The 25,241-nt window shown below is 61.0% G+C and carries 25 protein-coding genes; 4 read left to right on the top strand and 21 right to left on the bottom strand.

Annotated elements, in window-relative coordinates:
• Nucleotides 1-137 precede the first annotated feature (137 nt).
• The 9 genes from apnL to oiaX form a co-directional block, all read right to left on the bottom strand.
• Nucleotides 138-1,985, bottom strand: a complete 1,848-nt coding sequence (gene apnL / locus H4W29_RS26810; protein ID WP_192731852.1) for a D-apionate lactonase — start codon at nt 1,983-1,985, stop codon at nt 138-140.
• Nucleotides 1,982-3,016 carry a Gfo/Idh/MocA family protein gene (locus H4W29_RS26805; protein WP_192731851.1) on the bottom strand — a complete coding sequence of 345 codons (1,035 nt, stop codon included), beginning with the start codon at nt 3,014-3,016 and terminating at the stop codon, nt 1,982-1,984. The genes apnL and H4W29_RS26805 overlap by 4 nt, the downstream gene beginning before the upstream one ends.
• A 1-nt stretch (nt 3,017) precedes the next feature.
• Nucleotides 3,018-4,082, bottom strand: coding sequence for an ABC transporter permease (locus H4W29_RS26800; RefSeq protein ID WP_192731850.1), 1,065 nt, complete (start codon nt 4,080-4,082; stop codon nt 3,018-3,020).
• Complete coding sequence (locus H4W29_RS26795) at nt 4,079-5,629, bottom strand: sugar ABC transporter ATP-binding protein (RefSeq protein WP_192731849.1); 1,551 nt, start codon at nt 5,627-5,629, stop codon at nt 4,079-4,081. The genes H4W29_RS26800 and H4W29_RS26795 overlap by 4 nt, the downstream gene beginning before the upstream one ends.
• A complete protein-coding gene (locus tag H4W29_RS26790) occupies nt 5,626-6,270 on the bottom strand; it encodes a DUF2291 family protein (protein ID WP_192731848.1) in 645 nt (214 codons plus the stop codon). The genes H4W29_RS26795 and H4W29_RS26790 overlap by 4 nt, the downstream gene beginning before the upstream one ends.
• Before the next feature lie 77 nt (nt 6,271-6,347).
• The gene (locus H4W29_RS26785; RefSeq protein ID WP_192731847.1) at nt 6,348-7,289 is read right to left on the bottom strand and encodes a D-ribose ABC transporter substrate-binding protein; all 942 of its coding nucleotides are present in this window, start codon (nt 7,287-7,289) and stop codon (nt 6,348-6,350) included.
• Nucleotides 7,290-7,421: 132 nt separating this feature from the next.
• A complete protein-coding gene (locus H4W29_RS26780) occupies nt 7,422-8,249 on the bottom strand; it encodes a phosphogluconate dehydrogenase C-terminal domain-containing protein (RefSeq protein ID WP_192731846.1) in 828 nt (275 codons plus the stop codon).
• A gap of 98 nt (nt 8,250-8,347) precedes the next feature.
• Nucleotides 8,348-9,682 (bottom strand): four-carbon acid sugar kinase family protein, encoded by a 1,335-nt coding sequence (locus H4W29_RS26775; RefSeq protein WP_192732813.1) that lies wholly within the window; start codon nt 9,680-9,682, stop codon nt 8,348-8,350.
• Between the two features lie 2 nt (nt 9,683-9,684).
• The gene (gene oiaX / locus H4W29_RS26770; protein WP_192731845.1) at nt 9,685-10,941 is read right to left on the bottom strand and encodes a 3-oxo-isoapionate-4-phosphate decarboxylase OiaX; all 1,257 of its coding nucleotides are present in this window, start codon (nt 10,939-10,941) and stop codon (nt 9,685-9,687) included.
• Between the two features lie 183 nt (nt 10,942-11,124).
• Between oiaX and H4W29_RS26765 the strand changes: the two genes are divergently transcribed.
• Nucleotides 11,125-11,829: a transcriptional regulator NanR gene (locus H4W29_RS26765; RefSeq protein WP_192732812.1), complete on the top strand. Its 705-nt coding sequence runs from the start codon at nt 11,125-11,127 to the stop codon at nt 11,827-11,829.
• 51 nt (nt 11,830-11,880) lie between these two features.
• Here H4W29_RS26765 and H4W29_RS26760 read toward each other — a convergent pair whose 3' ends face one another.
• Together H4W29_RS26760 and H4W29_RS26755 are read right to left on the bottom strand one after the other, a co-directional pair.
• Complete coding sequence (locus tag H4W29_RS26760) at nt 11,881-12,624, bottom strand: SDR family NAD(P)-dependent oxidoreductase (RefSeq protein ID WP_192731844.1); 744 nt, start codon at nt 12,622-12,624, stop codon at nt 11,881-11,883.
• A 186-nt stretch (nt 12,625-12,810) separates the two neighbouring features.
• Nucleotides 12,811-13,365 (bottom strand): hypothetical protein, encoded by a 555-nt coding sequence (locus tag H4W29_RS26755; protein WP_192731843.1) that lies wholly within the window; start codon nt 13,363-13,365, stop codon nt 12,811-12,813.
• A 215-nt stretch (nt 13,366-13,580) separates the two neighbouring features.
• Between H4W29_RS26755 and H4W29_RS26750 the strand changes: the two genes are divergently transcribed.
• Together H4W29_RS26750 and H4W29_RS26745 are read left to right on the top strand one after the other, a co-directional pair.
• The gene (locus H4W29_RS26750) at nt 13,581-13,991 is read left to right on the top strand and encodes a hypothetical protein (RefSeq protein WP_192731842.1); all 411 of its coding nucleotides are present in this window, start codon (nt 13,581-13,583) and stop codon (nt 13,989-13,991) included.
• A 312-nt stretch (nt 13,992-14,303) separates the two neighbouring features.
• Complete coding sequence (locus H4W29_RS26745) at nt 14,304-14,918, top strand: hypothetical protein (protein WP_192731841.1); 615 nt, start codon at nt 14,304-14,306, stop codon at nt 14,916-14,918.
• Between the two features lie 45 nt (nt 14,919-14,963).
• On the opposite strand, the gene H4W29_RS26740 is transcribed toward H4W29_RS26745, so the two are convergent.
• Both H4W29_RS26740 and H4W29_RS26735 read right to left on the bottom strand, forming a co-directional pair.
• Nucleotides 14,964-15,599, bottom strand: coding sequence for a pyridoxamine 5'-phosphate oxidase family protein (locus H4W29_RS26740; RefSeq protein WP_192731840.1), 636 nt, complete (start codon nt 15,597-15,599; stop codon nt 14,964-14,966).
• A 55-nt stretch (nt 15,600-15,654) separates the two neighbouring features.
• A complete protein-coding gene (locus H4W29_RS26735; protein WP_192731839.1) occupies nt 15,655-16,200 on the bottom strand; it encodes a carboxymuconolactone decarboxylase family protein in 546 nt (181 codons plus the stop codon).
• Between the two features lie 122 nt (nt 16,201-16,322).
• Between H4W29_RS26735 and H4W29_RS26730 the strand changes: the two genes are divergently transcribed.
• On the top strand, nt 16,323-17,228 hold the full coding sequence (locus H4W29_RS26730) for a LysR family transcriptional regulator (RefSeq protein ID WP_192731838.1): 906 nt from the start codon (nt 16,323-16,325) through the stop codon (nt 17,226-17,228).
• Between the two features lie 315 nt (nt 17,229-17,543).
• Here the strand turns inward: H4W29_RS26730 and H4W29_RS26725 are convergent, their stop codons facing one another.
• The 8 genes from H4W29_RS26725 to H4W29_RS26690 form a co-directional block, all read right to left on the bottom strand.
• The gene (locus tag H4W29_RS26725; RefSeq protein ID WP_192731837.1) at nt 17,544-19,316 is read right to left on the bottom strand and encodes an SLC13 family permease; all 1,773 of its coding nucleotides are present in this window, start codon (nt 19,314-19,316) and stop codon (nt 17,544-17,546) included.
• A gap of 179 nt (nt 19,317-19,495) precedes the next feature.
• Complete coding sequence (locus tag H4W29_RS26720; protein WP_192731836.1) at nt 19,496-19,918, bottom strand: type II toxin-antitoxin system VapC family toxin; 423 nt, start codon at nt 19,916-19,918, stop codon at nt 19,496-19,498.
• Nucleotides 19,915-20,160, bottom strand: coding sequence for a FitA-like ribbon-helix-helix domain-containing protein (locus H4W29_RS26715; protein WP_192731835.1), 246 nt, complete (start codon nt 20,158-20,160; stop codon nt 19,915-19,917). Before H4W29_RS26715 ends, H4W29_RS26720 begins: the two co-directional genes overlap by 4 nt.
• Nucleotides 20,161-20,272: 112 nt before the next feature.
• Entirely contained in the window at nt 20,273-20,602 is a 330-nt protein-coding gene (locus H4W29_RS26710) for an L-rhamnose mutarotase (protein WP_192731834.1), read from the bottom strand.
• A gap of 3 nt (nt 20,603-20,605) precedes the next feature.
• Entirely contained in the window at nt 20,606-21,724 is a 1,119-nt protein-coding gene (locus H4W29_RS26705) for a mandelate racemase/muconate lactonizing enzyme family protein (protein ID WP_192731833.1), read from the bottom strand.
• Between the two features lie 8 nt (nt 21,725-21,732).
• Nucleotides 21,733-23,256 (bottom strand): sugar ABC transporter ATP-binding protein, encoded by a 1,524-nt coding sequence (locus H4W29_RS26700; protein ID WP_192731832.1) that lies wholly within the window; start codon nt 23,254-23,256, stop codon nt 21,733-21,735.
• A gap of 1 nt (nt 23,257) precedes the next feature.
• Nucleotides 23,258-24,214 (bottom strand): ABC transporter permease, encoded by a 957-nt coding sequence (locus tag H4W29_RS26695; protein ID WP_192731831.1) that lies wholly within the window; start codon nt 24,212-24,214, stop codon nt 23,258-23,260.
• On the bottom strand, nt 24,211-25,230 hold the full coding sequence (locus H4W29_RS26690; protein ID WP_192731830.1) for an ABC transporter permease: 1,020 nt from the start codon (nt 25,228-25,230) through the stop codon (nt 24,211-24,213). Before H4W29_RS26690 ends, H4W29_RS26695 begins: the two co-directional genes overlap by 4 nt.
• Nucleotides 25,231-25,241: the final 11 nt, after the last annotated feature.

Here is a 25,241-nt window from a genome sequence, read left to right as displayed (position 1 = left end):
ATTTCGCATATAAACGTTTTACGAGAGCATAAACATAAAAGCAACCACAGAATGTGCGCGGCCTGGATTTTTAAACGGTGCATCCTCCACGGCACAGATGCTGATGCCCACCGGTCTGCGCGATGTGCCCGAAAGCCCTAAACGTCGAGTTTGATCGACGCCGTACCAAAAGGCGCAAGCGCCATGCTCTTGTCTTGCGAGTCCGAGCCGAAGGCACTGATATCGATGCTTTGCTCTTGGGCCGTCAGATTGACGATATGCAGCGTCGACCCCGACAGGAAGGCCAGAACCTTCGACGGATGCGAAGACGTGCAGCCAATCCAGGCTGACCCGGCAAGGCTGGACAGCTGCTTCACGATGTTAAAAAGCGGCCTGTTGCCGCCTTCTTCCGTTGGCTCTGCCTTACCGGCAATAAGGCCAAAGGGGCCTGTCAGCGCTGCAAGCGTCAGGCATTCGATGTTGGCGTCGAGTACGCGGATGGCGTAACCGAGTGCAAAGGCTTCCCCAAAGCGGCCATTGTGACGTGGATCGCGATTTGCCATCGGAATGCGGCCACCTGACGGATTGTCCATGGTGCGGCTGCCATAGGGGTTTTGTCGCATGGGAACGGTCGATGGGCCGATCCGGTAGGGTTTGTCGCCATAGATGGCGCGCACCGAACCGGTGATGAAGGGCAGCGCCTCCAAAGTCTGCATGACGCTGAGATCATCGGCGGCATGGACGATCGGGTTGGTGCAGTGGCTGATAAAACCGAGGCGATCGGGAGGCACGCGCTTGCGGTTGAGCTCGGTGAAGTAGCTCAGCATGCCGCCGCCGATGCGAATACCGGCAAAGGCCTCGTGCGCTGCGGCATAGACCTCCTCAAGCGGCGGGCATTCGGGCCACTTGCTGCCGGGAGGCGTCGACTGCCGGTCGACGGAAGGGGAGATCAGGATGGCATCGGGGCGGAAACCCGCAGCCTGCATCTGCTTGGCAATTTCGGCGGTTTCGGATCTTGGCGACTGCTTGCAGGGCAGGGCGATCTCCAGTGTCGACCGTCGGCGATGAAGCGCGGCAATCGCGGCAAAATCCTCCAAGACTTGCGCACCATGTCCGGCATTGGGGTCGAAGTGGAAGAGCAATTCCTGCGGGGCAATCTCGGAGAGCAGATCACCGGCTGCAAGCACGGCCTTGGCTTCATCGGGCGTAACGATCAGGCCAATGGCCGGCATAGTGCCGCTGCGCTCCCCCGGTTCGAGCCGGATGGCGCCAGCGGTCGAGCCGGCGGTGGGCGTCCGTCCGCTTCTGGTGTCGCGGATGGAAAGGACGATCCTCTGCCGCACCAGTTCATGTGCGGCGATCTGATAGGGCCAGGGCAGCGCCAGTGGGCGCACGTACGTCTTGTAGGAGGCGTCGGACCAGTTGCGCTGATCCTCCATCTCGAACGTATCGCCTTCCATGCGGCATTCGGCCGAAACGCCCGGCAGCACCTGATGGGCAATCGCCCGCACATCCTTGAAGGGTTGCCAGGGCTCTATCTGGTCGGGAAAACGCGTCTCGTTCACGCTGCCGTCCACATGCTCGACCCTGGCCGGCCTTCCGGCAATGCCGACGATCGGATGCAGGATGCAGAAGCCGCAGCGATTGGTCTCGAAACCGGTTGGCGAAAGGGCTCCTGCCTCGAAGATCAACTCTCCTTCCGTGGCCGCAATATGCACCGAAATGGCAAGCCTTGTGTCTTCTGGTCCCTTGCAATGGGCGACATAGCGGACGGAAAAGGTACCGTTGCCCTGCTCGACCCAGAGATCCTCGATCCGGGGGGTATAAGTCCCCCAGTCGCGGTCGCGCACCAGATAGGAGACGGCACGCAGCACCTCGATGCCGTCATAGCGGATCGTCCGCAGATTGCCGTTGGCAAGATCGGCCGAAAGACGCCCGGCAGTCAGGCGGACCGGATGCGCTTCGGCCTCGTGCGTGCCGTAGAGGGCGAAGGCGTCCGTGGTCATCTGAGCATGGCCTCCACGTCGATGGTCTTGCCTGACGCGGCACTGTCATAGGCCGCTTCGACAAGGGCAAAGGTCTTGAGATTGTCGACGCCTGACGTTGCCGGCTCGCCTCCATTTTTCAATCGGTCAACCCAGTGCTTCTGGATTGCATAGACGCTTTCCTGGATGTTGTGCCAGGGACGTGATGCCCAGGAGAGCAGCTGCGGCGAGGCATCGGAAACGACCGTGCCGGCCGCATTGGTCACTTCGAGCCGATAACCGGCCGAAAGGCGGATCGTGCCATCGGTGCCGTCGAGCTCGATCAGCGTTTCCGGGAAAGGTTCGGTGCCAAGCTTCGTCGCGTAGCTGACGTCGACGACGGAGGTCACGCCGCTTTCGTGGTCGAGCAGGATCGTCGCAACGTCCTCGCCCTTGATGTTAGGATTGACGCGCTTGGTGCGGGCCGTCAGCGTCTTGACGTCGCCGAGGATGAAGCGGGCGATATCGAGCGTATGGATGCCGAGATCCTCGATGATGAAGCGTTCGCCTTCGGCGAGATAGGGCTGGCCCGAAAACACGTCGTAGCCGGAGCGGAAGGAGAAGCGGCCCCAGAAGGGTATGCCGATCGCCGTGCTGTCCAAGAGTCGGCGCACGGCCTGGATGGGCGTCTGCCAGCGGAAATTCTCGTGCACCATCAGCGGGATGCCGGCCTTCCGGCATGCCTCGACCATCGCCTTGGCATCGACAAGCGTCCTGGCGAAGGGTTTTTGGCAGATGGCGGGGATCTTGTGGCTCGCCGCCATTTCCACCAGCGCCCGGTGGCTTTGGACCGTGGTGGCGATATCGACGAAATCGAAGCCGCCATCGGCAAACATCGCCGCCGCATCCGTATAGCGCCGTTCGATGCCGAACTGCTCACCGACGATATCAAGCCGTTCCGGATCGCGGTCGCAGATCGCCACGATTGCGGCACCATCGACATCCTTCCATGCGTGCATCTGATTGATCGCAAAGAAGCCGCAACCGATCAAAGCACCTTTCAAGTCAGCCATTTCAACCTGCCTTTGCCATCTGCATGAGGGTCACGCGCTGCTGCAGCCGGCGCTGCGCCTGGTCGACGACGACGGCGATGATGATGACCAGGCCCTTGATGACCATCTGCCAGAAGGAGGAGACCCCCATCATCACGAGACCGTCGGAGAGAATGCCGATCACGAAGGCACCGATGATCGTTCCTCCGATCGTGCCACGTCCGCCCGACATCGAGGTGCCGCCGAGAACGGCTGCGGCAATCGCGTTGAGTTCGAAGCTTTCGCCGGTTGCCGGATGCGCGGCCATCAACTCCGAGGAGATGACGATGCCGACGATCGCGGCACACAGGCCGGAGAACATGTAGACGAAGATCTTCACCAGATCGACACGGATGCCCGACATGCGCGCGGCCCGCTCATTGCCGCCGACGGCAAAGATGTGGCGGCCGATCGGCGTCGAGCGCGCGACGTAAGCGGCTACCAGCGCCAGCACGATCAGGATCCAGATCGACACCGGCAGGCCGAGAACGCGGCCGGCACCGAAGAAATCGAAGCCCGTCGTTGCATATTCCGGCCGGCCGACGAGGTTCGGAAAGGTCTGGCCGTCGGAGGAAAGCAATGCCAGGCCTCGGGCGACATAGAGCGTGCCGAGTGTGGCGATGAAGGGCGCGACGTTGAGCTTGGTAATCAGCAAGCCGTTGATCAGGCCGATGAAGAGGCCGATCGCCAGTGTGATCAGCACGATTTCGATGAGGTTGAAATAGACCGTATAGCCGATCGGCAGTTCGATGCCATAGAGGATCAACCCGCCGGCGACCATGCCGCAGAGACCGACGATCGAACCGACCGAGAGATCGATGCCGCCGGTGATGATGACGAAGGTCATGCCCATCGCGAGGAACGCGTTCAGCGCCACATGTTTCGACATCAAGATCATGTTCGCCGTCGAGGTGAAGTTCGGCGCGAAGATCGAGAAGAAGATGATGACGGCAAAGAGCGCGATGAAGGTTCGAAGCTTCATCAGCGTCAAGAGGAAGGAGCCATTCGCGCCCTTCGGCGCGGAAGTGGATGCGGTAGCGGCCGTCATGACGCGAGTTTCCCTTGATGTTCGTGCCCCTTGGCGGAGGCAGCGATGATGGCGTCTTCGGTTGCTTCGGCGCGGTCGAAGACGGCGATGAGATGGCCGTTGCTGAGCACCGCGATGCGATCGGAAAGCGCCATGACCTCTTCGAGGTCGGAGGTTGAAAACAGGATGGCAAGGCCATTGGCGGCAAGCCGGCGCATGGTGCGGAAAACATCCGCCTTGGCGCCGACATCGATGCCGCGGCTCGGCTCGTCCATCAACAGAACTTTGGGATTGGTCATCAGCGCCTTGCCGATGACCACTTTCTGCTGGTTGCCGCCGGACATGGAGGTGACCTCGAAGTCCGGGTTCGGCGCCTTGATAGACAGATCGCGGATCGCCTCGGAGATGGCGTTCTTCTCGGCCCTGGAATTGATATGGAAGAGGCGTGTGAAGCGGCCGAGGCTGGCAAGCGTCAGGTTGGAGGCGATGGAGAGAACCTGCACTAGGCCCTCGCGCTGCCGGTCCTCGGGAATGAGCGCCAGACCCCGGCGGATGCGCCGTGTCGTATCCCGCGCCCGCACTTGCCTGCCGTCGATAAAGATCTTGCCGGTCGAATGCGCATGGCGACCGATGACGCATTCGAAAAATTCGCTGCGCCCGGCGCCCATCAGGCCGTAAATGCCGAGGATTTCGCCCGCCTTGACCGACAGTGAGACATTGTCGACGGCAAGCCCGCCGGTCGAACGCGGCAGGCTGATGCCTTCGGCGCGGAACATTTCCTTGCCGAGCGCATGATCTTCGGATTTCGCAAAATCCTTGGCATCCGATCCGATCATCGAGCGCACGATCCAGCGTGTGTCGATATCCCTGACCATGGCGTGGCCGGTAATCTGCCCGTCGCGCAGCACGGTGATGTAATCACCGATCCGCATGAGCTCTTCGAGGCGATGCGAGATATAGACGATCGCCACCCCTTGCGCCTTCAGTTCGCTGATCACCTTGAAGAGGATCTCCACTTCTGCTGCCGACAGCGCCGATGTCGGCTCGTCCATGATCAAGATGCGGGCGTTCAGCGACATTGCCTTGGCGATCTCGACGAGCTGCTGCTGGCCGATCGGCAGGTCCTCGACCATGGTTTCGGCATCGATGCCTGCGTCGAGACGCTCCAGGAATTCATTGGCCTTGCGGACCTGTTCCCTATGGTCGATGCCGAGCACGCCGCGGGTCAGTTCGCGCGTCGCAAAGATGTTTTCGGCAACTGACATATTGGCGAAGAGATTGAGCTCCTGGAAGATCATGCCGATGCCATGTGCCTGCGCCTCGGCGGGGCTGGCGAAGGAAACGGTTTCTCCATCAAGGATGATGTTCCCGAGCGTCGGTCGTTCGACACCGGCGATGATCTTCATCAGCGTCGATTTGCCCGCACCGTTTTCGCCGACAAGCACATTGACGGCGCCGCGGCGCAGCTCGAGATTGGCGCGCTTGACGGCGACGATACCGGAATAGACCTTCGACACATCGTCCAGGCGCAGGATGATATCGTCCTTTGGAGCCTCGCTGATAGTCATGGTGCCACCGTCAGCGCCGAAGGGGTCACAAGCGGCAGATCGCTGCCCGAAGGCAGCGGGAAGGCGCCGGTCACGGTCACCGTCTTGCCGGCCAGCCCGTCGCGCGGGATCGCCGATAGGAAGGCGCTGTTGGCTTTCTCATTGAAGGACTTGCCGAACTGCGCCCATTCGATCTGGTTCTTGAATTCGTTGAAATTGACGAAATCCAGCGTGTCGCGCAGCGCCGTGCCGCGAATGGCAGGCCCGATTTGCACCTTGGCGTCCGCCTTGTCGTCGCCATCGGCATCGACATCGAGCGTTGCCGCACGCGAGGCCGTATCGGCCGCGACGACCTTGCCCTTGAATTTCACCGCATAGGTCCAGGGCGAGCTCGCCTGCTTGTGCGGATTGCCGTATTTCTCGCCGGCCTGGTCGGGGCTCGAAGCGGCAAGTGCTGCGACATCCTTCAATTCGCCGGCGCGCTTTTCAAAATAGGGAACGACCTGCGGCTGCCACATCGCCTCGACCTTGGCATTCGGATCGAAAGCGCTCTTTGCGGCCGCTGCGGCTTTTTCTTCCGCAGTCGGTGTCTTGATGATCTTGCAGCCGGGCAAAGCCGCCGCGACAAGCGCGGCAATCAGGGCGCCCCTGATCCTCAACATGCTGTCAACCTCGAAATCCATGAGAATAGGCTACAGGGAGCGCGGTCTCCCGGGCTCCCTGTAGCAGTTGGTCCGCCTTACTTTGCGATGGCAAATGTCTCGAGCTTGCCCGCATTGTCGGCATTGATGAGAACGCAGTCCATGAGCTGCTTTTCTTCCTTCGGTGCCGTCTTGTTCTTGATATAGGCGTCGGCCTGTTCGACAGCCATCTGAGCCTGCGCATAGGCCGGCTGCAGCACGGTTGCCTTGATGCCGCCCGACTTGATGGAGTCGCGCACATCGTTCGAACCGTCGAAGCCGACGACGATCACGTCCTTGCGGCCGGCAGCCTGAAGGGCGGCGATCGCGCCCATCGCCATCGTGTCGTTGCCGGAGATCACGCCCTTGATGTCGGGATTGGCCTGCAGGATGGTTTCCATCTTGGCATAGGCTTCCGTCTGGCTCCAGTTGGCCGATTGCTTGGCGACCGACTTCAGGTCCGGATAGTCGTCGATGACGTCATGATAGCCCTGCGAACGGATGCCGGCATTGGTATCGGATTCCTTGCCGACGAGCTCGACATAATTGCCCTTCTCGCCCATGAGCTTGACGAATTCCTGCGCACCGAGCTGGGCGCCCTGATAGTTATTGGACACGATCTGGGCGACGGCGACACCGGTCGCATTGATTTCGCGGTCGATCAGGAAGGAGGGGATGCCGGCATCCTTGGCCTTCTTGACGGCGGCAACCGAAGCATCGGCGCCGGCATTATCGAGGATGATCGCCTTGGCGCCGCGACCGATCGCGGTATCGATCATTTCCGACTGCTTGTTGGCATCGTCGTCATGGGTCATGAGGAGCGCCTCATAACCGAGTTCCTTGGCCTTGGCTTCAGCACCGACGGCTTCCGCCTTGAAGAAGGGGTTGTCGTGGGCCGGCGTGATGATGGCGATTAGATCGGCCGAAAAGGCCGGCATCGCAATGCCGAGCGAAAGCGCGCTTGCGAAGGCGGCAAGGGTCAGTCTACGTGTAAAAGTCATGGTTTCTCCTCCCAGGTTTGACGCATGGCCGAACCAACCCCGGTTCGGCTAATCCATGCGAAAAAAGAAAACCGGCCCGCTTGTCCCCTCCGGGCCGGCAGAGCGACAGGGCAAGACCCCGCCGCGGCAGTGTCAGGTGATGCGCCGGATGCTGTCGGCGATCTCCTGCGGTTCGAAGACCTTCTTCCAGTCGTCGCGCATGAGGGCCGGAATGCCGAACTCGATCGCCTTGTTGCAGGCATCCGAGAACACGCCGTCGACTTCCTTGAAGATCACGGCGCCGAGCACGTTCATATGGCCGAGCAGGAAGTCGCGGGCAGCTTCCGCCGGAACACCACGGGCGACGCATTCGTCCATGGCCTGGCGCATGATGACGAGAAGCGAGGCACAGACGGTTTCCGAAAGGCCAGGCTCCAGCATCGCCATCTGCTCGACGGTGACGCGGTGCGAGCGCATGACCGGCGCCCAGATCACCTTGGCGATCTCTTCGCCGAGGCCATAAGCGCTTTCCGGACCCTGCATCAGCGCCGAGACGATGTGCTGCTTGGCGAAGAGGCCGCCGAAATGGTCCTTCTTCGCCTGTATGTCCGTCTCGTCGTTAAAGATCGGCGGGTGGCAGGGATGGGTCACGAAATAGGTGAGGTCCGCGCGCTCAGGCAGGTGGCCGGCAAAGGGAGCGGCCGCATCGAGGGCCACGACCATCGTACCGGGCTTCAGCTTGTCGACGATGCTGGCCGCGACCTTGCCGATCGCCGTATCCGGTACGGCGAGGATCACGACGTCAGCACCGTCGAGCGCGGCATCGGCCGGCGTGCAATCGATGCCGAGATCGTTCTTCAGGCGCGCCTTGCCGGCATCGCTGACTTCGACATGACGAACATCAAAACGGGAACCTTTGAGATTCTTGGCAAGCCGGTATCCCATTTTTCCGCCGGCGCCAAAGAGGGCAATTGCTGTCATGTTTCCTCACTTCGTATGCGGGATTGGTATCGTAACTGGTATGATGAGTCAATCACCATCCCATTGTCCTTTGCGGACGGAAGCGACCTGATTGGCCATCAGCCTTTTCTTCCATCCCGGATCTGCGCGAAATAACCGTCAGCGCCGACCTGCCCGCCTTTCAGTGCAATCTGCAGTCCGTCCGTCGGCCTATAGCCCCCATGGGCGGTGCAGAGCGGCGAGCCAGGGGTCTGCGGCAGTGGCAGCAGGGTCGTCAGCGCATCGACGCGCAGTTCCTTCAGCGCATGGCTCGACGTGTCGCCACCGGCAATGACGGCGCGCGAAAGCCCTTCGGTTTCGACAAGGCGGCGTAGGATCGTGCCGAGCGCGCGACCCAGCCGATGGCGGGCGCCGGGCAGCTGATCGATATCGGCGCCGCGGTCCGCCGAGAGGCCAAGGGCGGTGTGCAATATAACGCTGCGGCCGGCTTTAAGGGCGGCAAGGCCTGCGGCGACCGCGACGTCCAGTGCCGCCACGGCATTGCTGCCGACCAGTGCCAGGGGATCGAGCGGAATGTCGTGAAAGCCGTCGCCAATTGCCGTGCGGATCTGCCGTTCCGTCGTCGGCGAGACGCTGCCGGAGACGACGGCAAGCCGATCCACCTTACTCGGCGACGGGAACTCGACGCTCTGGCCGATCAGCCCCGTTTCGCGCCAGGTATTAATGAGTGCATATTCGATGCCGGAAGAGCCGGCCACGAAAGCCCCCATGGCGGCCGTGATCCGCTGCAACTGCCGACCGGCGGCAGCCTGGCTCTCGGCGGAATCGACATCGAGCAGCAGGATGCCTGCCGCCTCGGCGATCAGCTGATCGGTTCTCGCGTCCGCATCGGGTGATGCAAGGAGCGTCAGGTCGGCGAGCGAAACGGCAAGGTCGGTCTGTTTGCCGAGATGAACGGCAAGATCCGCCTCATGCATCGGTGTGACGGGATGACGGCTCATGACCGGGTGGCGGTCGATGCGGAAAACGCGTCCCTGATAGGCGGCAAAGAGATTGCCGAAGGCCGTATAGCGCTTGAGTTGCGGCGCGCCGACGATGACGGGCACCAACGACTGCTCGAAGATCTCTTTGCCGATCTCAATCGCCTTGCCGATATTGCCGACCTCGGGTGCGGAATCGAATGTAGAGCAGACCTTGTAGTGGCAGATATTCGCCTGCAGGCCCTTCAGCCATTCAAAGGCTGGCGAGAGATGCTCCTGCATCCAGGCCGGGCTCTCGCTGCGGCTCGTTCCGGCAATACCGATGGCCCGGCAATCCTGGAAGCGGTCAAGCAGCGCCTGATCGGGAATGCCGAGAAAGAGCACGGTCGGAATGCCGTTACTGGCGAGCGCCTCCATCACATCGGTGGAGCCGGTGAAATCGTCGCCGTAGTAACTGACGAGCAGGTCTCGCATCGTCACGCAGCCTTCCCGTCGCCGAACTTGGCGATCGATGCCGCAAGTTCCGGATGATCTTTGGCATAATCGTCGAGCGGAATATCCGCCACGGCCGCCTGCCAGGCCTGCTGGACGGCACGCACGCCGGCTGCCGGTCCCTGCGGATGGCTAACGATGCCGCCGCCGCAGAGATAGAGAAGATCGGTGGTGCGGCCGGTGCGCTGATAGGTTTCCGGCGCCTGGCCGCCCCACTGGCCGGAACCGGCAACGGGAAGCGGGCAATCGGAGGGAGTAAAGAGCGGCGTGCTGATCGCCTTGAAGGAAGCAACGAAGCTTTCGTCCGGCTCCCAATATTTCACGCGGATGCCGTTGATCTGGAACTGGTCGACGCCGAGCAGCCGCCAGAGCTGTTGATAGACCTTGAAATCAAGGCCGATGCCGGGATGGCGCGTCAGCACGTCCCAGCCGTTGCGATGCGCATGCAGCACGAGACCGGAGCGCTTGCGCAGGAAGCTCATGCCGCCGAAACCGATCGAATTGATGTTGACGACGGCGCAGTTCCCGCCGGCTTCAAGCACGAGATCGTGGTTGCGCATCATTTCGTCGGGATCGGCATGCGAGATGCCGAAGGCATACATGACCTTCTTGCCGGTCTTCTGTTCGTGGTCGAGAATGCGGGGCATGATCGCCGCCACGCGCTCTTTCAGCGGCGAATAGGCGGGGCTCATCAGCTTCTCGTCGTCCTTGATGAAGTCGACGCCGGATTCGATGAGCTCACCGACGAGCTCGGCCGTTTCATGCGGTCGCAGGCCGAGGGCCGGCTTGACGATCGTGCCGATGATCGGCCGCCCCTCGACGCCGGTCAGGCGCCGGCTGCCGGGAATGCCGAATTGCGGGCCGGGATGGGCTAGCTTGAAAGCCTCCGGCAGCTTCATGTCGACGACGCGCAGGCCGGTCATGCCCTTGATGGAAAAGGTTCCGCCGATCGCGATCGTCATCAGCGCCGAAAGATCCGTGCCGATCGCATCGAGCGGGAATGCGATATCGACATCGGCGCGCTGCAGCCGCACACCGTCGGGCGCTTCCGGCCAAGAGGGATGGCTCGCATCCTCCAGCGGACGGATGGCGAGCACCCGGGCGGCGACCCGCGACTTCAATTCCTCTGTCTCGCCCGGAACCGGAACAAAAGTGCCGGTCGATTGATCGGAAGCGATCTTGTTCGCCATCGCTTCGACGCTGCCAGGCGTCTCGATGCGGTAGGTGAGGGTTATCATCATGAAATTGCCGGTTGCTCCTCTCGCCACGTCAAGAAGCCATGGCGTCAACTTGTAATCTGGTATAATGAGTATTCCATTTTCTGCAATGGAAATTTTTCAACAGGTGTGAATTTCGCTTGGCGCGCTTTGTCGTCGGTCGGTGAAAATGCTAAGGGGAGAGAAGATTTGAGCCAGCGAGACGTCATGACTTCAGCCATCGAGCCAATTGTCCGTCGAAAACTGTCTGACGAGGTTTTTGACCGGCTGGAGCGGCTGATCACGTCAGGAGAGTTGCAACCGGGCGACGAGATGCCCTCCGAGCGCGTTCTGATGGAACGCTTCGGCGTCGGCCGCCCGGCGATCCGCGAGGCGATGCAATCTCTCGCCAACAAGGGCCTCGTCAGCATCTCGCACGGCGAGCGCGCGAAGGTCCTGAAACTGACCGCCCAGTCGATCTTTCGACAGGTCGACCTCACGGCGAAGATCATGCTGTCGCAGTCTGCGGATTCGCTGGAGCACCTGAAGAGCGCTCGTATCTTCTTCGAGCGCGGCATGGCGCGCGAGGCCGCCCAGCGCGCCAAGCAGGCTGATATCGAGGCGCTCCGCGAGATCATCGACCACCAGCGCGCCTCGCTTGGCCACGCGGAGGAATTCATCTCTGCCGACATGCGGTTTCATACGCGCATCGCCCAGATTTCCGGCAATCCGATCTATGTAGCCGTCAGCGAAGCCATGCTGGCATGGCTGAAGGAATATCACACGGAAATGCTGATCTGGACCGGCAAGGAAAAATACACGCTCGCCGAACATGAAGAGATCCTGGAGCGGCTTGCGGCCAACGACGCCGATGGCGCCGAAGCGGCGGTGCTCAAGCATCTCGAGCGCTCTCGTTCGCTCTATATGAAATAGACAGCCGCTCACGGCAATTGGCGTGGCAATGCCATTCGCGTGCGCAGAATGTCAGTGATGACAACAATCCTCAGCCACCTCAGCCGCCGGCGGAACGTAAGCGGCAAATTCCTGCTCGAGAACCTTGATGACGCCGGTGCGCCAGCCATCGGCAATGCGTTCGGAATAGGGATCGGGGAAGATATCCTCTTCGCCTCTTTCGAAGCCGTCGAGTATTCCCGCCGCCACAATGGCGGGCGGCGACTTCGGCACTTCGAAACCGCGTGTCATGTCGGTGTCAACAGGCCCGGTGAAGCAGTTGTGCACCGCCACACTGCGCGCCGACAGGAGTGCGCGGAAGGCCTGCATCAGGTTATGTGCTGCCGCCTTCGAAATCGAATAGGCCGGTGTGGACGCGACCGGCACGAGCGCCGACAGGGAAAGATTGTTGATGATCGCGCCTTTCGACCGCGTCAGCGCCGGCAGGAAAGCCTGGGTCACCCTTAGCGGCCCGAAGAAATTGACCGCCAGATGGCGATTGATGATGTCTGCATCGCCGAGATCGTCGGGCATGAAGATGCCGGCATTGTTGATGAGGATATCGAGGTTCCCGACGGTGGCGGCCGCCTTCTCAACATCCCACTCGTCGGTAATATCGAGGTTGAGGAAAGCCACGCGCTCATCCGCATGGTGCTGCTCGCCGCGTGAGCCCGCATAGATGCGTTTTGCGCCGCGCAGCAGCGCTTCGTCCATGAGAGCCCGGCCGATGCCACGATTGGCGCCGGTGATCAGGACCGTTTTGTTTTCGATGTTCAAGGCCTGCTCCTGTAATTGATCGTGCCATCAGAAGGGGTTTCCTGATGGTCATCGGGGAGCCTAGGCCCAGGTACCGACACGCGGGAGTAACAAGTCTGGCGGGATTTCCACCGCCTGGGCGGATCGCCGAACCCCCGCGCAACCGACAGTCCCACAGGCGGCACAAGAGCGAACCGAAACAGCCGATTAGTTTTCGACCTGCTGCTCCGAGACGACGCTGACGATGACTTCGTCGTGTCCATTCGGATAGAGGGGCAGGTCGAGCGTAATCGCTTGCCTGCGCTCGGAAGACGAGGCCTCGAAGAATTTCCTGATACGCCCCTGACCATTCTTCGTGCCGGACGCCTTGGCGCGCGTCTCATCGACGAGGCGACGCTCAAAGGCTGCAGCGTCGACTTCCGCATAGGCCATGGTGCAGCTTTCCACCTTGCTGTCGCCTACAGCCGCCCGTGCGACCACGAGGGCCTCGAACGATCCATCTCCTTCCGCGGTCAGGTTCCAGCCTTCCAGCGCGACCGGATTCTCTACCGGCGTGAGGCTGGTGGTCATGTCGGTTGCGAGAGCCGGCCAGTCCCGGTCCTTGGCAGCGGCGACGGTGCGCTGGAAGTCCGGCCCCCGCCCAAGGCAACGTTCACTGAATTGACCAAACGGATCCGGCTGGTCGGCCGCCGCAACGCCCGCAAGGCCGGTGAGAAGGATCGCCGTCGAAAGGCGGTCTGTGATCCTGTGCTTACTCGCCATATGTCAGCCTCAATGCCTCCCCGGATGTTTCGTGCTGCCACCATCCACCTTACCATTGCAATGAAAAGGGAGAAATCGTGGCCGTAGCGCCCCGGAGCTTGCCGTGGGTGCATGTCGATTGCGGCGAGAAGGCTCGATCGCGGCGTTAACCATCCAGGGCCTTGCCCCTGGCAAAGATCGTCAACTCGCAATATTCATGCCCGGAGAGGATCACCATGAGAAAACTTATTTCGATCGCTGTCAGTGTCCTGGTTGTCGGCGCGCCTGTGCTTGCCCAGTCGAGCGTGACGGCTACGCATACGAACCGCCCCATTGAGCACTACCGCGCCTATATCGGCGAGGCCGATCTTTTCAATTCGAAAGGAACGCGGCTCACACAACCTTGGCAGATCATCCGCCAGGATCGAGCGAATTTCCATCAGTACGGTATTCGCGACAATGACGACCAGTCGGACTCCTTCTTTGCCGATCAGGCCAATCGTCAATCGCTTGAAGCCATGCTCCGCAACGGGACCATGACCCGGGAAGCTGCTGCAATGATCGTTCACGGCAATGTCTGGATCGATGTCGATATCTATGGCAGCCAAGGGACCGGACGCTGGATCGATGTAACCGTTTCCGACTGATGGCCGGACTGACCGCCGCCCAGGGCGCGCTCGCCATGGGCATCGACTTCGCAATGCGGCTCACAGATCGGGGCATGGTCTCCGCTGAGTAGCCGGGTCGCGCAGCCTCCTGGTACCGACACAGATCGCCATTGATGTACTGCCTGCCCACAGCTTGCGGTTCGCAATGTTGACATCCAGTTAGCATTAACGCCCTGTCAACGGATGCAATCTAGAGTCGCTTCATCATCGCGACTTCGCGGGCATGACGCCGCAGCTCTTTTCAGGACCGCTCACCGATGACGGTGGTCTGGTTTTCCGAGGACACAAGCCATGACTGCCCTGCCTTCTTTCGTCATCAATGCCTACGCCTCTTTACGCCTGATCAAGCCGAACTGGCCAGCCAGCGGCTCGGTCGCGAGTTTTTTGTCTTCGTCCGTGTACAAGGCGGGCACGCCGGCTGTCGCCGAGGCAATTTCCAAGGCCTTCGCCGGCAGCGAGGGTCTGCGAAAAGCTTTCTCGCAGACCTACGATGCGGTGATGCAGTTGGACGCTTCGAAGTATGGACAATTGGCCCACCCGAACAACGTGCGTCACATTGCTCTTGTGGAGACAATTACTGCCAACCGGGGAGACTTTCCGCCGGAAGAATTCACTATTCACACAGACCTTCCCGATGGCGCTTCCATTACGTCGACCATCCCGTCGGCTGCCGCCATGAAGGGCGAAACCTTCAAGGCGTGGATCGCACAAAAGCAGGAAAGCTTCAATGCGGCAAAAGCTGCGGACGAGCAGCAACCGGCCGCCGGTGACGGCACGGGAATTGCGATCGATACGCTTTCCAAGGTGATCGAAAGCCTTGTCCTCAAGAACGGTGACGCACCTCTCGACCTGCTGGATGGAGAGGATCGTCAATCCGCCGTCTCAAGCCAGTTCCTCATCCACTAGGATCTCGGGCACGGTATCAGGCGCGAGCGTCGGAAAGCCCGTAACCTACGCTTTGCTTTCTCCGGCCGGAGCAACCTGCGCCCGCAAGATGGCATTCTCGGCTTCCAGTTCGGCAAGGCGCTGGCGAAGCGGTTGGACGGCGATGGTGATCTCCGCCTCGGTGTAACGCGGCGTAATATGCTGCGGGCAGTTCCAGTCGAAAGCTTCCAGACGCAGTCGGAAGAGGCGTTCCGGCTTTGCCCGATAGGAGGGCGTGGCGACGAGCTCCGTCAGTGCAGGATCGGCATCGAGCGCCAGCTTTTCGGCATGGGCATAGATCTTAAGCCGCGCGCGGCGGGGATAATCCATGAGAAAGAGGCAGACCCGCTCATTCGCCGCCAGATTGCCGACGCTGATGTACTGACGGTTGCCGCGATAATCCGCAAAGGCGAGCGTGCGATCGTCGACCACGTTGAGGAAGCCTTGCGGGCCGCCCCGATGCTGGACATAGGGCCAACCGGTTTCGGAAACGGAGGCCATATAGAAGCTGTCGCGCGACGCAATGAAGGCGCTCTCGTTTTCGGTGAAGCGGTCGAAGCTCCTGTCGGTCGGCAGGTTGGTCCAGAAGTCCTGGACGCCCATTTCTGCCTGGGCGGCGCGCACGCTGGGCGTCGAGGCTATGTCGAGAAATCCGTAGGACATAATCCATCTCCTCAAGGTTTTGAGGGAGCGGAGCTTTAGGCCCGCTCCTCATCCGTCAGGCAGCATCGGCCGCGAGCACGACCGGGAAGTCGATATCGGTCTTGGCGACTTCATTCAGATAATTGGTGAAGGTGTTTTCGGCGACCAGAGCGACGATTTCAACGATCTGCGCATCCGAAAAGCCGGCAGCGCGGACGTTCGCGATATCAGCATCGGTTACATGACCGCGTGCCTCGGCGATCTTGACGGCAAAGCTGACGGCAGCGTGCGCCCTGGCATCAGCCGAGACACCCTTCCGATTGAGGGCGATTTCTTCCGGGCTGATCTTTGCGAAGTTGAGGCCGAGATAGGTATGGGCGGACAGGCAATAGTCACAGCCGTTCACTTCAGCGACGGCCAGCGCGATCCGTTCGCGCGTCTTCACATCGAATGTTCGGGAAAGTGCGTTCTGGAAGCTGGTGAAGGCCGTCAGCGCAGCCGGGCTGTTGGCGACAAGGCGGAAGATATTCGGAACAGAGCCCAGCGCCTTCTGGATGGCGTCGAGCGTTGGCTTTGTTGCTTCCGGTACGTCGTCCTTGGCGGGAATGGAAATGCGGGACATGGAGATCTCCTTCGCTGCTCGGCAGGCCGTGATTGGCTTGTCGATGCAAATGTGTCGATTTCCATCCACGAAGAGAATATGCTTAAAATGAAAGTTATTTTACCGGAAAATGGAAGAATAGATTGGACCGGTTCGAAGCCATGTCGATGCTGTTGGAGGTGGTGGACAGGGGAAACCTGTCGGCGGCCAGCCGGTCGCTGAAAATTCCCCTGCCAACGCTGAGCCGCAAGATCACCGATCTGGAAACGCTGCTCGGAACCAAGCTGCTTACCCGTACAACCCGCAAGATCGCCTTGACCGATGCAGGCGCGACCTATGTCGATGCCGCCAGGCGCATCCTCGAGCAGGTGGATGAGGCCGAGCGTCAGGCATCCGGCGAATTCGCCATGCCGAAGGGCGAGCTGGTGATCACAGCTCCAGTGCAGTTCGGCCGCCTTCACGTGCTGCCTGTCGTGGCGGACTTTCTGGCAGCCTTTCCGGCCATCAACGTGCGGCTGATGCTGGCGGACCGCAATATCGATCTCGTCGACGAGCATGTCGATATGGCCGTGCGCATCGGCAATTTGCCCGACAGCGCCATGGTCGCCACGCGCATCGGTTCGGTTCGCAGGGTCGTCTGCGGCAGTCCGGCCCTCTTTGCCGGCCGGGGTGCGCCGAAGGAGCCGGCCGATCTCCTGGGCCTGCCCTGCATCAGTGTCGAGATCCTGACGCCAACAGCCGGCTGGCAGTTCCAGAAGCCCGGAGCTGCAAAGGCCATTGACGTGCTGATCAGCCCGCGGCTTTCCGTCACCACCACCGAGGCGGCCGCCGAGGCCGCCATCCGCGGCGCTGGCGTCACCAGGCTGCTGTATTATCAGGTCGCAGGGGCGGTCGCAGCCGGCGCGCTGAAACTCGTGCTTGAGGACTTCGAACCGGAGCCCGCTCCCATCCACCTGGTCCATCTCGCCCGTGGCCAGATGCCGCTCAAGATGCGCCACTTTCTGGATTTCGCCGCACCCCGGCTACGGGCGAGCGTCGCTGCCCTGTAATCCTCTTCCCTGCACAAAAAATCCGCTGTACGCCCATGGTGAGGCGGCGGGCATGTCGAAAGCATAAGAATGCTTGAGCCAAAGAAGGTCTAGCCGGTGAGAGAGTTTCGGTTAAGGACCGTCACTATTCGGGTACGACTGCCGGGTTCGGGTGACATTACCAATTCCACAAGCAATGGAAGACTTTTCGAAAAGTATGGAATCATGCTCGATGTGGAGCGCTACGATTGTGATGCGGGTTATAAGCAGATCGCGTGGCAAGATCTGGCTCTGCTCTGCGCGTCTAGCGCGTTCTGTTGACCCGCGTGTCAGCAATCAGTTTACTGGCCACACATACAAGAGTGCCGGCATGCTGACGATAACGATCAGAAACGACAGCGGAAGACCGAGGCGCGGGTAGTCGGAGAATTTATATCCTCCTGGGCCGAAGACCAGTGTGTTGCACTGATGGCCGACCGGGGTCAGGAAATCGCAGCCAGCGCCGATCGCCACCGCCATCAGGAAGGCCTCCGGCCGGAAGCCGAGATCGGTGGCAAAACCGACGGCGATCGGCCCCATGACAAGTACGGTGGCAGCATTGTTGAGAAAGGGCGTCACGGCCATCGCTGCCACAAGGATCAAGCCCAGCGCGCCCCAGGCCGGCAGGCCCTTGGCGAAGTCGCCAAGCCCATGGGCAATGAGGTCGCTGCCGCCTGAGGTGCGCAGGGTATCGGAGACGGGGATCAAGGCTGCAAGCATGATGAGGATCGGGCCGTCGACCGACTTGTAGATATCGGCAAGCGGGATCGCCCGGAAGACGACCATACCGAGGGCGGCTGCAAAGAAGGCGACAGGTACCGGCGCAATGCCGACCGCCGTCGTCGCCATGGCAAGCGCCAGGATGACCAGCGGAATGAAAGCCCGCCGGCGCGTGCCAAGCAATATCTCGCGCTGGGCAAGTGGCAGCAGGGTAAGATCCTGCATGACGACCGGCAGGTTCTCACGGCTTCCCTGCAGCACCAGCACGTCGCCGGCGGCAAGTGTCAGATTGGCAAGGCGCTCCTTCAATCGTTCGCCATGCCGGCTGATGGCCAGCAGATTGACGCCGCGCGTATAGGCGAGTGCAAGTTGCTTGACGGAACGGCCCTTCAGGGGCGATTCCTGGCCGATCACCACCTCGATCGAGATGACCTCCGCCTTCATCTGCCCGCTCCCTATGATTGGCTTGCCGGAGAGCTGCAGCTTTCCGGCCGATACGATGCGGTCGAGCGCGGCCGGCGGACCTTCCAGCAGCACGATATCGTTTTCCCGGAGTGTCAGATCAGGGAAGGGGGACATGCGCGTCGCGCCACGCAGGACGGCAGTGGCAATCACCTCGCCGTCGCCAGGTTTGACGAGAACGCTGATCGGCTTTTCCAAGACAGCCGATTCAGCCGTAACCAGCGCTTCCGAGGTATAGTTCTTGATTTCGACCGCTTCCTCGATCGAGCTGCCCTGTTTCGTACGACTTGGCACCAGCCAGTGAAAGAAGATCAGAAAGGTGATGCCGACGATCGTCAGGACACCGCCGACCGGCGTGAAATCGAACATGGTGAAGGAGCTGCCCGTCATTTCCGCCCTCAGCCGGGAGACAACGATATTCGGCGACGTACCGATCTGCGTCATCAGGCCGCCAAGCAAGGCGGCGAATGACATGGGCATCAGATATTGGGACGGTGAGACGCTCGACTTCCGGGCAAACTGAAAGGCGACCGGCATCATGATCGCCAGCGCGCCGATATTCTTGATGAACGCGGAAAGCAATGCCACGGCAATCATCAGCAGCGCAAGCTGGCTGTGCAGCGTATTGAGGTTCGGAAAGAATCGCTTGATCGCCATGTCGACGACGCCCGAACGTGCGACCCCGGCTGAGACGATCAACGCGCTGCCGACGATAATGACGATATCATCGGAGAAACCGGAAAATGCCTTGTCCGGAGGGACGATCCCGACCGCGACGGAGAGAACAAGCGCGCAGCAAGCGACGACGTCATATCTGAACCGATCCCAGATAAAGACCCCCATCATCATGGCGATGACGGAGAATGCGAGGATCTGCTGTGTTGTCATCCGGCTCCATGGGTCTGCGAATTGTCGATGAGTTCGAAAGTCTGCAGGCGGGGATGCGCAGGAAACGTCCTTCGCGGGAGATCGGTTCCAAGGACATATGGTATATCGGATGGTAGCGCGTCAGACCGCTTCGTATTGGTCCAAAGGGGCGTGATCAGCAGCGCAGTCTTGCGACCAGTTCAGCTTGCCTTCCAAGGGTTGATAATCTCCAAACCGATCTTCTCGAAATCAGCCTCGTTACGCGTCGCAAGCGAGGCGCCGCGCGACAGCGCAATAGCAGCAATCTGGGCGTCAAATTGGCTAATGGGCCGACCTGCCGCGCGCCGTACTGTCGCTATTGTGGCATATATATCGGCCGCGTCTCGATCGAACGGTAAGATGCGCCCGTACAGATCGTCGTTGAAGATCGGTAATATTGCGGCCTCGAGATCGCGACGTCTGCGCCCTTCTGGAAGCAGCCGCAGTCCAAAGAGGATTTCGGCCTCTGTTATGGCTGTCGTGAATATCGAAGCCGGTTGCTGGTTGGCCAACCAATCGATAACGGTCGTGTTTGGAGAGGGGACAAGTAGCTCGGAAAGGACGTTTGTATCGAGAATGATCACCGTTCGAAGTCCGGCGCGTCACGAATAGGTTCACGTGTGGGAATATCGAGTTCTACTCCACCGGTCGATTCCAAGCGGGCTCTGATGGATTGCACCAGACTGCGAGACGGTTCGCTCGTGGCCAGCGCGGACCGCAGAATATCACGCGCTTCGTCTTCCATGGATCGGCCATGGATAGCAGCACGGATTCGCAGCCGCTTTTTCAGCGTCTCATCGAGATTTCGGATCGTCATGCTAGCCATGAGCACCTCCATTCATCATTGATTGCATATAGGGCAATGATCGCAAATTTGCAACTTACTGGCTTGCGGATGACGTCTGATGCCAGCATTTGACATGGGGCGTAATCCTGTCTCAATCGAGGTGAAACACTTCAGCCATCATCGCCCACCATTCGCCCTCCTTGCGGATCGCAAGCGGTTTTTGGCAGGGCATGCAGACGGCCCACCATGCCTGGTTTGTCGGATCGGCGGCCATTTTGGACATATCGACTTCGAAATCGTCGCCGACATATTCCCAGTAGCCGAACAGCAGGTTTTCCGGCTCTTTCAGGAAGATCGAATAGTTGGTGATGTTGCAGGCCGAGAGCAGCGCCAGGATCTCCGGCCAGACGGCGGCATGCAGCGCCTTGTAATCTGCGACCTTGTCCGGCTCCAGGCCGATCACCATGCCCATGCGCTGCATGTTCTACCGCCCTGGCCTGACTTCCGTCGTGAACTCGGCGATGCTGCGGGCCTTCACGGCATCCCAGTCCCATTCGATGCCGATGCCTGATTCGGAAGGGGCGACGGCGCGGCCGTTTCGGATCTCCATGCCCTTGGTCGTCAGTTCATCCAGCTGCGGGATATATTCGACATATTTGCCGTTCTGGATGGCGCAGACCAGGCTGACATGCAGCTCCATCAGGAAATGCGGGCAGACGGGGATATCGAAGGCTTCGGCCGCATGCGCCACCTTCAGCCAGGGTGTGATGCCGCCGATGCGGGCAACATCCACCTGCACGATCGAGCAGGCGCCCTTCTGCATATATTCGCGGAAATGCCGGATCGAATAGAGGGATTCACCGACGGCGATCGGCGTCGGGGTCGAGCGCGACAGCCGGATATGGCCATCGAGATCGTCGGCCGGCAGTGGCTCTTCGATCCAGGCAAGATCGAGCTCCTTCAGCCGCGCCGCGCGGCGGATAACTTCATCGACGGTAAAGCCTTGATTGCAGTCGGTCATGATCTCGAAGCCGTCACCGAGCGCGGTGCGCATTGCAGACAGACGGGCATAATCCTCTGCGCCATGCGGCTTGCCGATCTTCACCTTCGAGCCGGAAAAACCCTTCGCCTTCGCCTGCAGGGCGTCTTCGACAAGCGCCTCCTTCTCGATATGCAGCCAGCCGCCCTCGGTCGTATAGAGCGGGCAACTTTCCTTGGCACCGCCGGCGAGTTTCCAAAGCGGCAGCTTCTGTTTCTTCGCTCTGAGGTCCCACAGCGCTGTATCGACGGCAGCAACTGCCAGTGCGGTGATCGCACCGATCGTCGTGGCGTGGGTCGCAAATTCCATTTTGTGCCAGATCGCCTCGATGCAATCGGCATCCTCGCCGATCAGGAGCGGCGCCAGATGATCCGACAGAAGCCGCATGACGGAGGAGCCGCCAGTACCGATCGTGTAGGAATAGCCGGTGCCCGAGGCACCGTCGGAATCGGTGATGGTGACGATGGGCGTTTCCTGGCTGACGAAGCTCTGGATGGCGTCGGTGCGCTTCACCTTCGGCGGCAGGTCCACCATGCGCAATTCGATCTTCTCAATGCGGGCCATGGTTCCTCCTAACGTGCCGTGCGGGTTTGAACGGGCTCGGCCGCGTGGATTGCCGACATGATGGCGCGGCTTGCCGTTTCATATTTGCGGTCGTTTTTATGCTCGTGGACGATCCTGAAATCGTGCATGACGAGGATACGGTCGGCGAGCGCCACCATTTCCGGCATGTCGCTCGATATCAGCAGGATCGCAATGCCCTTGTCGGCAAGGCCGTTGATAAGCTCATGGATATAGGCCTTGGCCTTGATGTCGATGCCGACGGTCGGCTCGTCGATAAAGAGGATATCGACATCGGCGGCGAGCCACTTGGCGAGCGAGACCTTCTGCTGGTTGCCGCCCGAGAGATTGCCGACGAGCTTTTCCAGATTGGGCGTGCGGATTTCCAGCTGCCGGGCAAGTGGTGCGGCGGTCTTGCGCTCCTTGCCGGCGCCGATCAGCCCAAAGGTCGAGGCGATCCGGTCCCAGACGGTCATGGCGATATTCGAACGGATCGGATGGGCGAGAACGACGCCCTCGTGTTTCCTATCCTCGCTGACATAGCCCATACGGAAGCGCTTGATCGCCTCCTCGACCGAGCCGATGCGCACCGATTTGCCGTCGATCAGGACCATGCCAGACTTGAGTTTGTCCTTGCCGATGATAGCGCGGACAAGCTCGGTGCGGCCGGCGCCGACGAGGCCGTAGAGGCCGAGGATTTCACCGCGATAGAGGGAAAAGGAGATATCGCCGTGGCCGGCTGCTGTCGCGACCTCGCGAAGCTCGATCTTCGGTGTGCCTTCCTGCGGTTTGCCGGAGCGAGCAATCACCGGCCGCTCGGCGCGGCCGATCATCGCCTCGATCAGCGTCTGCCGTGTCATGCCGGCCATCGGGGCGCCGCACAGCGTCGTTTCGCCGTCGCGCAGAACCGTGACCCGGTCGCAAAGGCTCAGGACCTCTTCGAGCTTGTGGCTGACGAAGAGGATCGCCGTTCCCTGATCGCGCAGCTGCCGCACGAGTCTGAAGAGGATTTCGGTCTCGGCATCGGTGATCGACGCCGTCGGCTCATCGAGCAGCAGAACCTTGGCCTGGTGGCTGAGCGCCTTGGCAATCTCCACCATCTGCATCTGGGCGACGCTGAGGCGGCGCACTTCCGTTGCCGGATCGACATCGAGGCCGACCTTGCGAAGGTGTTCGCGCGCCTCATCGTTGGCGCGACGAAAATCGACGAGGCCGTTTCGAACCGGCAGCCCCTCCAGGAGAATGTTTTCGGCCACAGAGAAGCGGGGAATGAGGTTACGCTCCTGATGCACCGCCGAAATGCCGAGCGCGATTGCATCGCGAGGCGAGGAGAGGGATAGAGGCGCGCCGCCCAGCGTCACTGTCCCGCTGTCTGGCCGATGGACACCGGTGATGATCTTGATCAGCGTCGATTTGCCGGCGCCGTTTTCGCCCATCAGTGCGTGGATCTCGCCGCCATTGAGGCTCAGCGACGCATTGTTGAGCGCCCGCACGCCCGGGAACGACTTGCCGATTCGGTCCAGAATGAGTGCCATCTCAATCCTCCCCGACCCGGATTGCGCGGTAGCGGTTGACCCAGACCGCGGCGAGGATCAGCGCGCCGAGCAGGAAGGTGACCCAGTAGGGATCGACCGCCAGCAGCACCATGGCATTCTGGATCAACCCGACCAGCAACACGGCGATGAGGGTGCCGAGGATGGAGATCGAGCCGCCGGCAAGGCTCGCCCCGCCGATGATCGGTGCCGCAAAGGAAATCACCACCCAGTCCGCTCCGATCGTCGGCTGCGCTGAACCGAGCTGGGCAACGGCCAGCACGCCGGCGGTTGCGGCCAGCAGGCCGGAGAGCACATGCGCCATGATGGTGGCGCGGGCAACGGAGATGCCCGACAGCTCCGCCGCATGGGCATTGCCGCCGACCGCCAGCATGTAGCGGCCCTCGACCGTGCGGGCAAAGAAGATGACGAGCAGCACGGTCACCAGCAGCGGCACGATCAGCAGCAGCGGAAAGGGTCCGAAACGGCCATTGCCGAAGGCGACGAAGGCAGGCGAAAGATTGTAGAAGGGGATGGCCTTGGTGATCCCGAGATTGATGCCGGCAAAGGCCGATCCCGTCGCAAGTGTCACGATGAAGCCGTTAATGCCGGTCCTCACCGTCAGCCAGCCATTGATAAAGCCGGCAAGGCCGCCGAAGACGATGCCGATGCCGATGGCGACGATCGCCGGCAGGCCCCAGACATCCATCAGTCCGCCGGTAACGACGGCGACGAGCCCACCAAGTGCGCCGACCGAAAGGTTCATCTGGCCGACGCCCAGCATGACCATCTGGCTGAAGGCGACGAGCAGCGAAACGCAGATGCTGCGCAGCATGACGAACCAGTTGAATTCGGTCATGAAGGCAGGCGAGGCGAAGGAAAGTGCAATACCGCCGGCAATGACGCCGACAAGGATGCCGGACCATTGCGTGCGCGCTGCGAAGGAAAGCAACGTTTTCATGCGCGCCTCGTCTGTTCGCGGATGGCGAGTTTGGCGCGGTAGCGCTCGAAGAGGATGGCCGAGAGCAGGAAGACGCCAAGGAACAGCTGCAGCCAGAAATTCCCGACCTGCAGCACAAGCAGGCCGCTGCGGATGGTCGCAACCAGCAGTGCTCCGAGGATCGTGCCGATCACTGATACCATGCCGCCGGCAAGTGCGGTGCCGCCGATGACGGGGGCGAGGAAGGAGGGCAGCAGCCAGTCGTCACCGGCAACGGCGGGCATGGCGGCCGAAAGCCTCGATGTCAGCATCAATGCGGCAGCGCCGGCAAGCACACCCGAGAGGACATGCACGAAGATCGTGATCCGCCCGACAGGAATACCGGACATTTCCGCCGTACGCGCATTGGCGCCGACGGCGAGGATCTGGCGGCCGAGAACCGTATGCTTGAAGAGAATGTAGAGCAGGGCGCCGATCAGGAGGGCAACGATTGCGAGCGATGGCACCGGGCCGACGCCGCTGCGCCCGAAGGCGCCGAAGGTTGCCGGCAGGCCGTTAAGTGGCACGCCCTTGGTGAAGATCAACATGCCGCCGGAAAAGAGGCTGGCGCTCGCAAGCGTCACGATGAAGCTGTTGACGCCGGTCTTGACGATTGCCAACCCATTGAGCGCGCCGAGCAAACCGCCGAAGGCGAGCGTGAGCAGGATCGAGACAGGGATAGGCAGGCCGGCCGCCTGCATGAGATAGCCGGCAATCATGACGCAGCAGACGCCGATCGCGCCGACGGAAAGGTTCATGCCGCCGGTCGCCAGCACCACCATCTGGGCGAAGCCGACGACCACGTCGATCGCGACCGAGCGGCCCATGGAATTCAGGTTGAAACGCGACAGGAAGCCGGGCGCCACGCTGGTGAAAACGAACCACAGGATAAGAAGGATGATCAGCAGGCCCAGCTGCGTGGGCCCTCTGGTCAGCAGTCCCAGCAGGCTGTGTCTGCCCGCATCGGGGACGGGACTATCATTGTCGATGGGTGCCATGCGCTCGGACG

Origin of the sequence: Rhizobium viscosum (assembly GCF_014873945.1) — a bacterium.
In the GTDB taxonomy this organism is placed as follows: domain Bacteria; phylum Pseudomonadota; class Alphaproteobacteria; order Rhizobiales; family Rhizobiaceae; genus Rhizobium; species Rhizobium viscosum.
Note: the sequence above shows the minus strand (reverse complement) of the source record. Positions and strands in the feature narration are given on the sequence as shown.